This is a genomic window from Micromonospora kangleipakensis (assembly GCF_004217615.1).
GTDB classification, from domain to species: Bacteria; Actinomycetota; Actinomycetes; order Mycobacteriales; family Micromonosporaceae; genus Micromonospora; species Micromonospora kangleipakensis.
In genome coordinates, this window is record NZ_SHLD01000001.1 from 232,402 (window position 1) to 245,746 (window position 13,345).

At 72.5% G+C, this 13,345-nt stretch carries 12 protein-coding genes and 1 pseudogene; 8 read left to right on the forward strand and 5 right to left on the reverse strand.

All coding sequences use genetic code 11. The annotated features are described in order from the left end of the window. Window positions 1-2: 2 nt before the first annotated feature. The 5 genes from mshD to pstB all read left to right on the forward strand — a co-directional run bounded on the left by mshD (window position 3) and on the right by pstB (window position 5,358). Window positions 3-929, forward strand: coding sequence for a mycothiol synthase (gene mshD / locus EV384_RS01215; protein WP_130329294.1), 927 nt, complete (start codon window positions 3-5; stop codon window positions 927-929). Between the two features lie 308 nt (window positions 930-1,237). Next, the gene (gene pstS / locus EV384_RS01220; RefSeq protein ID WP_130329296.1) at window positions 1,238-2,341 is read left to right on the forward strand and encodes a phosphate ABC transporter substrate-binding protein PstS; all 1,104 of its coding nucleotides are present in this window, start codon (window positions 1,238-1,240) and stop codon (window positions 2,339-2,341) included. A gap of 46 nt (window positions 2,342-2,387) precedes the next feature. Next, window positions 2,388-3,476: a phosphate ABC transporter permease subunit PstC gene (gene pstC, locus EV384_RS01225; RefSeq protein ID WP_130329298.1), complete on the forward strand. Its 1,089-nt coding sequence runs from the start codon at window positions 2,388-2,390 to the stop codon at window positions 3,474-3,476. Further along, the gene (pstA, locus tag EV384_RS01230; protein WP_130329300.1) at window positions 3,473-4,561 is read left to right on the forward strand and encodes a phosphate ABC transporter permease PstA; all 1,089 of its coding nucleotides are present in this window, start codon (window positions 3,473-3,475) and stop codon (window positions 4,559-4,561) included. The genes pstC and pstA overlap by 4 nt, the downstream gene beginning before the upstream one ends. A 20-nt stretch (window positions 4,562-4,581) precedes the next feature. Then, window positions 4,582-5,358 (forward strand): phosphate ABC transporter ATP-binding protein PstB, encoded by a 777-nt coding sequence (gene pstB, locus EV384_RS01235; protein ID WP_130329302.1) that lies wholly within the window; start codon window positions 4,582-4,584, stop codon window positions 5,356-5,358. A 75-nt stretch (window positions 5,359-5,433) separates the two neighbouring features. Here the strand turns inward: pstB and EV384_RS01240 are convergent, their stop codons facing one another. After that, window positions 5,434-6,261 carry an NUDIX hydrolase gene (locus tag EV384_RS01240; RefSeq protein WP_130329304.1) on the reverse strand — a complete coding sequence of 276 codons (828 nt, stop codon included), beginning with the start codon at window positions 6,259-6,261 and terminating at the stop codon, window positions 5,434-5,436. A 70-nt stretch (window positions 6,262-6,331) separates the two neighbouring features. Between EV384_RS01240 and EV384_RS01245 the strand changes: the two genes are divergently transcribed. After that, entirely contained in the window at window positions 6,332-7,300 is a 969-nt protein-coding gene (locus EV384_RS01245) for a Gfo/Idh/MocA family protein (protein WP_130329306.1), read from the forward strand. 46 nt (window positions 7,301-7,346) lie between these two features. On the opposite strand, the gene EV384_RS01250 is transcribed toward EV384_RS01245, so the two are convergent. From EV384_RS01250 to EV384_RS01260, 3 genes are all read right to left on the reverse strand, one after another. Further along, complete coding sequence (locus tag EV384_RS01250) at window positions 7,347-8,351, reverse strand: inorganic phosphate transporter (protein WP_130329308.1); 1,005 nt, start codon at window positions 8,349-8,351, stop codon at window positions 7,347-7,349. Between the two features lie 4 nt (window positions 8,352-8,355). Further along, the gene (locus tag EV384_RS01255; protein WP_130329310.1) at window positions 8,356-8,982 is read right to left on the reverse strand and encodes a DUF47 domain-containing protein; all 627 of its coding nucleotides are present in this window, start codon (window positions 8,980-8,982) and stop codon (window positions 8,356-8,358) included. A 131-nt stretch (window positions 8,983-9,113) separates the two neighbouring features. After that, window positions 9,114-10,103 (reverse strand): PPK2 family polyphosphate kinase, encoded by a 990-nt coding sequence (locus EV384_RS01260; RefSeq protein WP_130329312.1) that lies wholly within the window; start codon window positions 10,101-10,103, stop codon window positions 9,114-9,116. Window positions 10,104-10,293: 190 nt separating this feature from the next. Between EV384_RS01260 and sigJ the strand changes: the two genes are divergently transcribed. Then, a complete protein-coding gene (gene sigJ, locus EV384_RS01265) occupies window positions 10,294-11,250 on the forward strand; it encodes an RNA polymerase sigma factor SigJ (protein ID WP_130329314.1) in 957 nt (318 codons plus the stop codon). 7 nt (window positions 11,251-11,257) lie between these two features. Here sigJ and EV384_RS01270 read toward each other — a convergent pair whose 3' ends face one another. After that, window positions 11,258-11,764: a DUF402 domain-containing protein gene (locus EV384_RS01270; RefSeq protein ID WP_130329316.1), complete on the reverse strand. Its 507-nt coding sequence runs from the start codon at window positions 11,762-11,764 to the stop codon at window positions 11,258-11,260. A 96-nt stretch (window positions 11,765-11,860) separates the two neighbouring features. Here EV384_RS01270 and EV384_RS37140 point away from each other — a divergent pair. Beyond that, window positions 11,861-13,252, forward strand: a pseudogene (locus EV384_RS37140) (ATP-dependent DNA helicase); the annotation flags it as partial. Between the last annotated feature and the right edge of the window lie 93 nt (window positions 13,253-13,345).

Genomic DNA, 13,345 nt, shown 5'->3' on the forward strand with positions numbered 1-13,345 from the left:
GGATGAGCAGCACCGAGCCGACCGCCGACCGTGTCGCCCGCGCCGACCGGCTGGCGCCGGTCGAGGTGGCCGAGGTGCTGGCGCTGGCCCGCACGGCCGGGGACGCCGACGGCGCGGACCCGCTCGACGAGCACGTGCTGCTGCGGCTGCGCGACCCGGAGGCGCCCGCGGTGCACCTGACCGCCCGGGCCGCCGACGCGACGCTCACCGGCTACGCCCACCTGGACATCACCGACGCCACCGCCGGCATCGGGGTGGAACTGGTGGTGCACCCGACGTACCGGCGGCGCGGCACCGGCCGGGCACTGGCCCGGGGCGTGCTGGCCGCGGCGGCCGGGCCGCTGCGCGCCTGGGCGCACGGCGACCACCCGTCCGCCGCCGCGCTCGCGGTCGACCTGGGCTTCACCCGCGCCCGGGTGCTCTGGCAGCTGCGCCGGCCGCTCACCGCCGCGCTGCCCGAGGTGCGCCTGCCGGACGGGGTCGAGCTGCGCGCCTTCCAGCCGGGCAGGGACGACGAGGCCTGGCTGGCGCTCAACAAACTGGCCTTCGCCGCGCACCCGGAGCAGGGTCGCTGGGCCCTGGCCGACCTGCGGGTACGCCTCGCCGAGCCGTGGTTCGACCCGGCCGGCTTCCTGCTCGCCGTGCAGTCCGCCACCGGCCAGCTGCTCGGCTTCCACTGGACCAAGGTGCACGAGCGTCCCGGGTCCGCCCGGATCGGCGAGGTCTACGTGCTCGGGGTCGACCCGGCCGCGCACGGCGGTGGCCTCGGCAAGGCGCTGACCACCGCCGGGCTGGCGTACCTGCGGGACCAGCGGGGCCTGGACCAGGTGATGCTCTACGTGGACGAGTCGAACGCGGGGGCGATGGCGCTCTACGAGCGGCTCGGCTTCGCCCGCTGGTCCGGCCACGTCAACTACCAGCTCGGCTGACCCCCGCGGGACCGGTCGGGCGACTCCGCGCCCCGAAGATCGGTCACGGCGGTGTCACGGGGTGGACTCGGCGAGATAACGGCTGTCCTGATAAATCGCCTTAATAGCGATAGCGGGCCGCGAGTTCACGAAACGGACAACCCCTCCTCAGCTCAGGGCCACCCTGTCGGACGCACCTGTTCATCTTCCGTTCACTTCCGACCGGCGAACCGTCCACCTGGCACTTCTAACTTTCAGGTCAGCCGGTCAGCGCCGGCACCCGGCTTCGTCCGGGCGACTGACCAAAGACGTGAAGGGAAACCCCTCAGGTGAAGCTCCAGCGGCACGGCGCCATTGCCTGCCTCGCTCTCACTGCGGTGCTCGGTCTCAGCGCTTGCGGCTCGGACAACAACGAGCCGACCGGCACCTCCGCCTCCGGCTCCGCCGCCGCGGTCGACTGCGGCAAGGGCACGCTGAACGCGCAGGGCTCCTCCGCGCAGAAGAACGCGATGGCCGAGTGGATCAAGGCGTACCAGCAGAAGTGCGCCGGCACCACGATCAACTACGAGCCCACCGGCTCCGGCGCCGGCATCCAGGCCTTCATCGCCGGCACCGCCGACTTCGCCGGCTCCGACTCGGCCCTCAAGCCGGAGGAGCAGCCGCAGGCCGACGCCAAGTGCGCGGGCGGCCAGGCCCTCAACCTGCCGATGGTCATCGGCCCGGTGGCCGTGGTCTACAACGTCAGCGGAGTGGACAACCTCCAGCTCAAGCCGGCCACCCTGGCGAAGATCTTCGCCGGCAAGGTGACCAAGTGGGACGACGCGGCCATCAAGGCCGACAACCCGGACGCCAAGCTGCCGGCCACCGCGATCCAGGCGGTGCACCGCTCCGACGAGTCGGGCACCACCGACAACTTCACCAAGTACCTCTCCAAGACCGCCGAGGCGGACTGGACCCTCGGCAACGCCAAGGCGTGGAAGGCCCCGGGTGGCGTGGGCGCCGCCAAGTCCGACGGCGTGGCCAGCAAGGTCAAGGGCACCGACGGCACCATCAGCTACGTCGAGTGGTCGTACGCCGAGAACGCCGGCCTGAAGAAGGCCAAGGTCCAGAACGGCGCCGGCGAGTGGGCCGAGCTCACCGCCGAGTCGGCCGGCAAGACCATCGCCGGGGCCAAGATCGAGGGCCAGGGCGACGACCTGAAGATGTCGATCGACTACAACACCAAGCAGGCCGGGGCGTACCCGATCGTCCTGGCGACCTACGAGATCGTCTGCAGCAAGGGCCTCGCGGCCGACAAGCTGCCGCTGGTCAAGGGCCTGCTGACCCACGCCGCCAGCGCCGAGGGCCAGGCCGACCTGGTCGAGCTGGGCTACGCCCCGCTGCCGGACTCGGTCCGCACCAAGGTCGAGGCCGCGGTCAAGAACCTCTCCTGACCGTCGAATAGCAACACCAACTCCTCAATTCGAAGCGAGCGAGCAGATGGGTGAAACCCCTCACCGCTCGGCGCACGCCGGCACCGGCGGGACCCGCGTGACCTCCGGTCACGAGTGGCCCGCCGGTGCCTCGGCGCGTGTGGCCGAGACCTCAGGCAACCCTCGTAACCCGATCGGGAACGGACTGGGCGGCGGCGGTGGCCTGCCCAAGGCCCGGGCCTTCGGCGCCGAACGGGCCTTTCGCGGCCTCACCCTGGCCGCCGGCGCCGCCGTGCTGGTCATCATCGCGGCGATCGCGGTCTTCCTGATCGCCAAGGCCGTGCCGGCCCTGCAGGCGAACAGCGAGGACTTCTGGACCTTCGAGGGCTGGTTCCCGAACGACAACCCGCCCAAGTTCGGCATCGGCGCGCTCGCCTTCGGCACCGTGCTCACCGCGCTGCTGGCGCTGCTCATCGCGGTGCCGGTGGCGCTGGGCATCGCCCTCTACCTCACGCACTACGCCCCGCGGCGGATCGGCACCGGCCTCGGCTTCGTGATCGACCTGCTGGCCGCCGTGCCCAGCGTGGTCTTCGGCCTCTGGGGCCGGGACTACCTCGTCGGCCCGGTCACGGACCTGTCGGCCTGGCTGAACCGGTACTTCGGCTGGATCCCGATCTTCGGCGACGGCCCGTACGGGAACTCGATCCTGCTCGGCTCCCTGGTGCTGGCAATCATGGTGCTGCCGATCATCACCTCGCTCTCCCGCGAGGTGTTCCTGCAGACCCCGACCGCCAACGAGGAGGCCGCCCTCGCGCTGGGCGCCACCCGGTGGGAGATGCTGCGCACCGCCGTGCTGCCGTACGGGCGTCCGGGCATCATCGCCGCGGTGATGCTCGGCCTGGGCCGCGCGCTCGGCGAGACCATCGCGCTGGCGCTGACCCTCGGCTCCACCTACGCCATCTCGTTCAACGTCCTGCAGAGCGGCGGCAACACCATCGCCGCGAACATCGCGAACCGGTTCGCCGAGGCGAACGACACCGGCCGGGGCGCACTGATCGCCTCCGGCCTGGTGCTCTTCGCGATCACGCTGATCGTCAACATCACCGCCCGGGCGATCATCTACCGCCGCCGCGAGTTCACGGAGTCGGCCGCATGACAACGACTGTCACGAACCACCGCCCGCGGCCGCCGGCGCAGCCGGCCACGCTGCGGGCCAAGCGGCTGCCGAGGTACGCCGCGCCCGCCATCGCCGTCGCGGCCCTGCTGGTCGCCGCCGGGGTCGTCTACGGCCTCGGCATCGGCGGCCCCGTCCTGGTGGTGGTCCTCGGCGCGCTCTGCTACCTGGCCGGGCTCTTCACCGCCGCGAACGCGGTCGAGGGGCGCCGGGCGGCCCGCAACCGCACCTGGAGCGCGCTGATCCACTCGGCCTTCGTGCTGGCGGTGCTGCCGCTGGCCTCGGTGGTCTGGACCCTGGTCAGCAAGGGCGTCGAACGGCTCGACGGGAACTTCTTCAACAGCTCGATGAACAACATCGGGGCCCGGGACGCGAACGGCGGCGCCTACCACGCCATCATCGGCACGCTGGAGCAGGTCGGGATCGCGACTCTGATCACCGTCCCGCTCGGGGTGCTCTGCGCGATCTACATCGTCGAGTACGGCCGGGGCAGGTTCGCCTTCGCCATCCGGTTCTTCGTCGACGTGATGACCGGCATCCCGTCGATCGTCACCGGCCTCTTCGTGCTGGCGTTCTGGGTGCTGATCGTCTCGCCGTGGTTCAACGACGGGCGGCCGGGATTCTCCGGCTTCGCCGCGGCGTTGGCCCTGAGCGTGCTGATGCTCCCGACCGTGGTGCGCTCCACCGAGGAGATGCTCCGCCTCGTCCCGGCGCCGCTGCGGGAGGGCGCGTACGCCCTCGGCGTGCCGAAGTGGAAGACCATCCTGCGGGTTGTTTTGCCGACCGCGCTGCCGGGCATTGTCACCGGCATCATGCTCGCCATCGCGCGGGCCGCCGGTGAGACCGCCCCGGTGCTGCTCGTCGCCGGCGGCGGCGCGGCGATCAACTTCAACCCGTTCGAGAACAACCAGTCGTCGCTGGCTCTCTTCGTCTACCAGCAGGCCGGCGAGGCCTCGAAGTACTCGCCGGCACGGGCGTGGACCGCGGCGCTGACCCTGGTCGCCCTCGTACTCGTCCTGACCATCGCGGCGAAGTTGCTGGCCCGTCGCAACCGGCTCGGCCGATGAACCCCGGAGGTACCGCCACCATGGCCAAGCGCATCGAAGCCAACAACGTCAGCGCGTACTACGGCGCCTTCAAGGCGATCGAGAACATCAACCTGACCGTCGAGCCGAAGACGGTGACGGCCCTGATCGGCCCCTCCGGCTGCGGCAAGTCCACCTTCCTGCGGTCCATCAACCGGATGCACGAGGTGCTCCCCGGTGCCCGGGTCGAGGGCAGCCTGACCATTGACAACCAGGACATCTACGACCGGGACGTGGACGTCACCGCGGTCCGCCGGATGATCGGCATGGTCTTCCAGCGGCCGAACCCGTTCCCCACCATGAGCATCTTCGAGAACGTGGTGGCCGGCCTGCGGCTCAACGGCGTCCGCCGGAAGTCGATCCTGGAGGAGGCGGCCGAGAGGGCGCTCCGCTCGGCGAACCTCTGGGACGAGGTCAAGGACCGGCTCGGCAAGCCGGGCGCCGGCCTCTCCGGCGGTCAGCAGCAGCGGCTCTGCATCGCCCGCACCATCGCGGTCGAGCCGCAGGTGGTGCTGATGGACGAGCCCTGCTCGGCGCTGGACCCGATCTCGACGCTGGCCATCGAGGACCTGATGTTCCAGCTCAAGGACAAGTTCACCATCGTCATCGTCACCCACAACATGCAGCAGGCCGCCCGGGTGTCGGATCGGACCGCCTTCTTCTCGATCGAGAAGACCGGCGACCCGGGCCGGCTGATCGAGTACGACAACACCCAGAAGATCTTCAGCAACCCGAGCGTGAAGAAGACCGAGGACTACATCACCGGCCGCTTCGGCTGAGCCGCTGGTTCCCGGTCCGCGAGGGGCGTCGGTCGCACTGACCGGCGCCCCTCGGCGTGTCCCCGGGGGCCGGGATCAGGAGAGGAGGAAGCGGGGTTCGCCGTGCTCGGGGAGGTCGAGGCGGGGGGTGACCGGGGTGGCGGCGTCGCGGGTGGCCGCCGCGCGGGCCACGCCGGCCAGGTCGCCGGCCGCGGCCACCTGGGCCAGGCTGACCAGCGTGGGGGGCAGCATGGTCAGCTCACCCGCCTCCGCGCGGGCCAGGGCGTCCGCGGGCCGGATCCACATTGTGTGGTCGGCCTCGCCGGAGACGTCCCGGGTCCGCTGCCCCTCGGGCAGCAGGGCCACGAAGAAGTACGTGTCGAAGCGGCGCGGCTCGAACTCCGGCGTGATCCACCGGCTCCACGGCAGCAGCAGGTCGGACCGGAGCGTCAGCCGCCGCCCGGCGAGCAGGTCGGCGAAGCCCACCCGGCGCCCCTCCAGGTCCTGCCGGGCGGCCTCCCAGTCGTCCCCGCTGACGTCGCCCACCACCGTCGCGGCGGCCGGGCCGGCCAGCAGCACCCCGGCCTCCTCGAAGACCTCCCGGGCGGCGGCGCAGACCACCGCCTGGGCGGCGTCCGGCGCCTGGCCGAGGCGGGTGGCCCACTCGGCCGGCTCCGGGCCGGCCCAGTCCAGGTGGGCCTGCGAGTCGGAGCGGTCCACGCCGCCGCCGGGGAAGGCGTACATCCCGCCGAAGGTCATCGCGGCGACCCGGCGGATGACGTACACCTCGAAGTCGGCGCCGGCGGGGCGGAGCAGCAGCACGGTGGCCGCGACCCGGGGTGCCGCCGGGGTGCCGCCCTCGGCATGGAACCGGCGGGCGTGCTCCACCAGGGCGGGGGGTGCGGCGAAGCCGTCGATCGTCATCCCGCGAGCCTAGTTCCCGGCGGGTGGATCATCCTCCCGGCGGCCGGGTGGTCCGGGATAGCGTGCCGGCATGACGCGTTGGGGAATCCTGGCCACCGGACACATCGCCGGCCGCTTCGCCGAGGACCTGCGGCTGGTGCCGGGGGCCGAGCTGGTCGCGGTCGGCTCGCGTACGCCGGCGAGCGCCGAGCTCTTCGCCGCCCGGCACGGCGCCCCCCGGGCGTACGGCTCCTGGACGGAGCTGGCCGCGGACCCGGACCTGGACGTGATCTACGTGGCCACGCCGCACGCCGCCCACCACGAGGCGGCCATGACCTGCCTCGCCGCCGGCCGGGCGGTGCTGGTGGAGAAGCCCTGCACCCTCGACCTGGCCACCACCACCGAGCTGGTGGAGACCGCCCGGGCCCGCGGGGTCTTCCTGATGGAGGCCATGTGGATGCGGACCAACCCCCTCATCCTCCGCGTGCTGGAGCTGATCGCGGACGGGGCGATCGGCGAGGTGACCAGCGTGCGGGCGGACTTCGGGGCGGCCGGGCCGTTCCCGCCCGAGCATCGGATGCGGGCCCGGACGCTGGGCGGTGGGGCGCTGCTCGACCTCGGCGTCTACCCGCTGAGCCTGGCCCACCTGCTGCTCGGCGTGCCGCAGCACGTGCAGGCCTGGGCGAAGCTCAGCCCGGAGGGTGTGGACGAGAACACCGGCGTCGTCCTCGGCTGGGACTCGGGCGCGGTCGCCACGCTGAGCTGCGGGATGGTCGGCGCGACCGCGATCACCGCCTCGATCACCGGCACCGCCGGCCGGATCGACCTGCCCGAGCCGTTCTACCGGCCCGGCTCGGCGGTGCTGCACCGGCTCGGGGCCGAACCGGAGACCGTCCCCGCCGACCTGACCGGCGGCGGCTACCAGCACGAGGCCGGCGAGGTGCAGCGCTGCGTGGCCGCCGGGCTGATCGAGAGCCCGCTGGTCCCGCACGCCGTCACGCTGGAGATGATGGCGCTGCTGGACGGGATCCGGGAGCGCATCGGGGTCGACTACGCCTGAGGGGCCCCCTGCCGTGGCAGGAGGCCCCTCGAACGAACGGTCGGTGTCAGAAGAGCGGCCGGACCACCAGGTAGCTGAGGCAGGCGATCGCCGCGGCGGCCGGGAACGTGATGATCCAGGCGATCACGATGTTGCCGGCGACGTTCCAGCGGACCGCGGAGATGCGCTTGGTCGCGCCCACACCCATGATCGCCGAGGTGATCGTGTGGGTAGTGGAGATCGGCGCCTTCAGCACCAGGGCGTTGAAGAAGAGCACCGCGCTGGCCACCGTCTCGGCGGCAAAGCCCTCCGGGGGACCCAGGTCGATGATCTTGCGGCCCAGGGTCCGGATGATCCGCCAACCACCGGCGTACGTGCCCAGCGCCAGCATGGTCGCCGAGGTCCAGAAGACCCAGCCGGGGATGTGGGTCTTGTCCTCCTGGAAGCCACCGGTGTAGAGGGCCAGGACCACGATGCCCATGGTCTTGGCGGCGTCCTGCATGCCGTGGCCGATCGACATGGCCGCCGCCGAGACGGTCTGCGCCCAGCGGAAGCCCCGGTTCAGCTTGCCCGGCTGCCCCTTCCGGAACAGCCAGAGGATGGCCAGCATCAGCAGGTAGCCCAGGGTCAGGCCGACGAGCGGCGAGAGCACCATCGGCAGGAGGACCTTCTCGCCGATGTTGGCCCACTGCACCACCCCTCCGGTGGCCAGCAGGGTCGCCCCGACCAGGCCGCCGAAGAGGGCGTGCGAGGAGGACGAGGGCAGGCCGAAGTACCAGGTGATCAGGTTCCAGGCGATGGCGCCGAGCACCCCGGCGAAGACCACCCCCAGGCTGGCCACCCCGGTGGGCAGGGTGACCAGGCCGTCGCCGACGGTCTTGGCCACGCCGGCGCCGAAGTGCGCGCCGACGAAGTTGCCGACCGCGGCCAGCAGCAGGGCGATCCGGGGGGTCAGCGCCCGGGTGGAGACGCTGGTCGCGATCGCGTTGGCGGCGTCGTGGAAGCCGTTGGTGTAGTCGAACGCCAGGGCCACCGCGATCACCGCCAGCACGGCGATGAGTTCGGGACTCACAGGATCAGGACTCCTTGACCGTGATGGTCTCGACGGTGTTCGCCACGTGCTCGAAGGCGTCGCAGGCGGCCTCCAGCTCGTCGGCGACCTCCTTCATCTTCAGCACGGTGAGGGCGTCGTACTCGCCGGAGAAGAGCCGGACCAGCAGCATCCGGTACGCCTGGTCGCCGTCGTTCTCGAGGCGGTTGCACTCGATCCAGTACTCCTCGAGGTCCTTCATCGACTTCAGCCGGGGCATCGCCTCGGCGGTCAGCTTGGCCTGCTGGTCGAGGACGTTCACCAGCTCGTGCAGCTCGCGCGGCAGCGAGGGAAGCTTGGTCAGGCCGTACAGGTAGAGCAGGTTGCCGACCGCCTCCAGGTGGTCCATCACGTCGTCGAGCAGCGAGCCCAGACGGTAGATGTCCTCCCGGTCGAACGGGGTGATGAAGGTAGAGTTGATCTTCTTGTACAGCTCGTGGGTGATCTGGTCGCTGTCGTGCTCGACCTCGGTGAGCCGCTCGCTGACGGACTGGATGTCGACGTCGGGCAGGCCCAGCTCGTTCAGCAGTTCGGTACCCCGCACCAGGTTCTGCGCGGCCCTGGTGAAGAGCTCGTAGAAGGCGCCCTCGGTGGGACGGAAGGAAAACTTCACAGCACGGACCTCGTCGTGTCGGTGGAAGGGTGGCCGCCGCCCCGGAGGGCGTCTGCTCTGGGCATGCTAGGTACCCCGCGGAACCCGGCATTAGCCGGCCCACCCCTGGTCAGGCCCGATTCACCGTTCGTTCACCCGCCGTTCACCTTCAGCATCTCGTCCCCGCTCCGCAACCGCTGGCGTTCCCGCTCCACGTCGAAACCGGCAGCCGGATACCCCAGATCAAGTCCCTCGAACGTCTCCCGGAGCAGGTGGGCGACCGCCCAGTCCCGGTACCACTTGCGGTCCGCCGGCACCACGAACCACGGCGCGGCGTCCGCGTCGCAGCGGGCCAGGGCCTCGGCGTACGCGGCCTGGTAGTCGTCCCAGCGGGCCCGCGAGTCGAGATCGCTCGGGTTGTACTTCCAATACTTCTGCGGATCGGTCAGCCGTTCCATCAGCCGTTCGCCCTGCTCCGCGTACGAGATGTGCAGCATCACCTTGACCAGGGTCACCCCGCCGTCGACCAGCTCCCGCTCGAAGGCGTTGATCTGGTCGTACCGGGCGCGCCAGGTGGGCTCGTCGACCAGCTCGCCGACCCGGGCGATCAGCACGTCCTCGTAGTGGGAGCGGTTGAAGATGCCGACGTAGCCGGGCGGCGGCAGGGCCCGGCGGATCCGCCACAGGAAGTCGTGCCGCAGCTCCTCCTCGGTGGGCGGCCCGAACGAGCGGATGTGCAGGCCGAGCGGGTTCATCGCGCCGGCCACCCGCTTGATGGTGCCGTCCTTGCCGCCGCAGTCCATCGCCTGGAGCACCAGCAGCACGCGGCGCGGCCGACCGCCGTCCAGCTGGGCGTCGGCCGCCGTCGGAGCACTGGTCGGCGCCTCCGGGCCGGCCGCGGCCTGCGCGGCGGCGTACAGCATCTCCTGCTGCCGGCCCAGGTCGACGCCGAGCAGCTCGACCTGCTCGCGGGCCCACTCCTTGCGCCGCTTCCCGCTCCCCGCCGCCCCCGGCAGCCCCGGCGTCGACCGCGGGTCGACCGCCCGCAGGTCCACCGCCCCGCCGTCCGGGTTCACCCGCAGCAGCTCCCGCATCGTCCCGCCGTGTGGCGGCACGGCCCCGACCCCATCGACTCCACTCATCCCCCGATCCTCACCCACGCCACCCACCCCCGCCTCCCGACGCCCCTCCCGCCCCCCGACCATGCCCGTTTCACCCTTTCTGCGTCTGCTATGAGAGGCACAACTCCCTGACCGCCCTCGGTCGTCACGTTTGGGGGCGGTGGGACGTGCCGGGGAAGGGGAGAATGTGTCAGTGGGGAGGGATGTCGTGGTGGGAGATCTTGCGGCGGAGTTCGAGGCGGAGCGGGGGCACCTGACGGCGGTGGCCCACCGGATGCTGGGCAGCCGGAGCGAGGCCGAGGACGCGGTGCAGGAGACCTGGCTGCGCTACGCGGGCGCGCTCGCCGACCCGGCGGCCCGGGCGCAGATCCGGGAGCTGAGGGCCTGGCTGACCACCACCTGCTCGCGGATCTGCCTGGACGTGCTCCGCTCGGCCCGGGTCCGCAGGGAGACCTATCCCGGCCAGTGGCTGCCCGAACCCGTGGTGACCGCCGTACCGGCCACGGACGGCTTCGCCCCGGACCCGGCCGAGCGGGCGGTCCGCACCGACCAGCTCGGCACCGCGCTGCTGGTGGTGCTGGAGCGGCTCGCGCCGGAGCAGCGGGTGGCCTTCGTCCTGCACGACGTCTTCGCGGTGCCGTTCGCCACCATCGCCGAGGTGCTCCGCACCACTCCCGCCGCCGCCCGGCAGCTCGCCTCCCGGGCCCGCCGCGCGGTCACCGGCCCGGACGTCCCCCGGCACACCGCCGACCTGGCCGAGCAGCAACGGGTGCTCGCCGCGTTCGCCACGGCGGTGGAGTCCGGCGAGCTGGACCGGCTGGTCGAGGTGCTCGCCCCGGACGTGGTCATGGTCGGCGACAGCGGCGGGCACTTCCCGGCGGCCCGCCGGCCGGTGGTGGGCGCCGAGGCGGTGGCCCGCTTCATCCTCGGCCTCTTCGGCCAGGCCGGCCGGTTCGCCGGCCCGCTGCTGGCCCGGCCGGTGCTGGTCGACGGCGCCCTCGGCTGGCAGATGGAGACCGTCTACCGGGACGGCCGCACGCTGCGCCTGGTCATGGCGTACGCGGTGCACGAGGGGCGGATCACCGGCGTCTTCAACCAGCTCAACCCGGAGAAGCTCCCGGAGCTGCCGCCGTTCGGCCCGGACGACGCCTGGCCGCCGCGCTGGTGAGCGCGGCTCAGACCACCAGGGCCAGCCACTTCCGGTACGACGTGGCGAACGGCTCGGTGCCGTCCGCGAGCGCACCGAAGAGCCAGCGGGCCGCCGACTCCGCCTCGGCGACCACGTCGTCGGGGTAGCCGAAACGCTCCCGGTGCTCGGCGAACTCGTCCTCGTCGCGCAGCTCCACCAGGCCGGTCGCCCGGCGGCGCACCACGTCCAGGTCGAGGTCGATCAGGTGGACCGTGTCGTCGCCCTCCCAGCGGGCCGGCGTGGCGATGTCGCAGTAGACCTCGCTGGTCCGCGGCGGCGGGTTGAACATGCCGGTCCACCAGCCGTGGTGCGGCACCAGCAGGACGAAGGGGATCTGCTCGACCGAGGGCCGACCGTGGTAGACCGACTCGGTGCCGGCCGGCACGCCGAGCCAGACACCGAGGTCGTCCTCGGCGAGCCGGCGGGCCGGGTAGTCGCGGTGGGCGCTGCCGTCGTACTTGCGGTAGATCACGCGGACCACGTCGCTCGGCATGAGTGGCACCCTAACCGATTCCGGCCACGCGACGCGATCGGCAGGTAACCGGACGCGACCCGCGCGAACGCGTACGGCGACGACGCCACGCGGCGGATGGGCGCGCCCGGTGTCGGCGGCGGCGGGTACCGTCGCACGGTGACTCCGCCCCGCACCGCCACCGGTCCCGCCGCGTCCCGGAAGGGTCGGGGCACCCGGCCGAGCGGGGACGACCTGCTCGCCGCGGCGGTCGGCGCGGTGCCCGGCGGGGCCACCCGCCCGGGCCAGCAGCAGATGGCCGAGGCGATCGAGCGGAGCATCACCTCCGGCGAGCACCTGCTCGTCCAGGCCGGCACCGGCACCGGCAAGTCGCTGGCCTACCTCGCCCCGGCGCTGACCGTGGACGGCCCGGTGGTGGTCTCCACCGCCACCCTGGCGTTGCAGTCCCAGCTGGTCGACCACGACCTGCCCCGGCTCGCCGACGCGGTGGAGCCGCTGCTCCGCCGGCGGCCCACCTTCGCCGTGCTCAAGGGGCGGCACCACTACCTCTGCCTGGCCCGGCTGGACAATTCCACCGAGGACGAGCCGGAGGACACCCTCTTCGACGCCCCTGCGGCCCGCCCCGGCGGCGGGACGAAGTGGCTGGGCGAGGCGGGCCGGCTCGGCAAGCAGATCCAGCGGCTGCGCGACTGGGCCGAGGAGACCGCGACCGGCGACCGGGACGAGCTGGACCCGGGCGTCGACGACCAGGCCTGGCGGCTGGTGTCGATGCCGGCCCGGGAGTGCGTCGGCGCTAGCCGCTGCCCGTTCGGCCAGGAGTGCTTCGCCGAGGCGTCCCGGGCCCGGGCCCGGGAGGCGGACATCGTGGTCACCAACCACAGCCTGCTCGCCGTCGACATGCTCGCCGGCCGGCACATCGTGCCGCCGCACAAGCTGCTCATCGTCGACGAGGCGCACGAGCTGGCCGACCGGGTCTCCTCGGCCGCCCAGGCCGAGCTGGTGCCGGAGCTGATCGACCGGTCGGCCCGGCGGGCCCGACCGCTGCTCCGGCCCGACGTCGCCGAGCGGCTCACCGAGGCCGGTGACGCCCTCGCCATCGGGCTGGCCGAGGTGCCCGCCGGGCGGCTGACCGCCGGGCTGCCGGGGCCGCTGCGCGAGGCGTGCACGCTGCTCGACGCGGCGACCCGGGCGGCGCTGGAGGCGATCGGCGAGGTCAAGGCCGATGACCCGGACCCGGTCCGGAAGCAGCAGGCGAAGGCGGTGCTGGACGAGCTCTCCACCACCGCCCAGCGACTGCTGGAGGAGGCGGACCACGACGTGGCCTGGGTGGAGAAGCCCGACAACGGCAGCCGCCGGGCCCTGGTGGTCGCCCCGCTCTCGGTCGCCGGCACCCTCGCCACCCACCTGTACGACGAGCGCACGGTGGTCGCCACCTCGGCGACCCTCGCGCTGGGCGGCCGGTTCGACACGGTGGCCCGGGCGCTCGGGCTCGACGCGCCGCCGCCCGCCCCGCCGACCCCGGCCGCCGCCGCCCTCGCCGCCAGCACGGCGCGCGGGGACGCCGCCGTGCCCGCGCCGGTCGCCGCGGCACCCGGCAGCCGC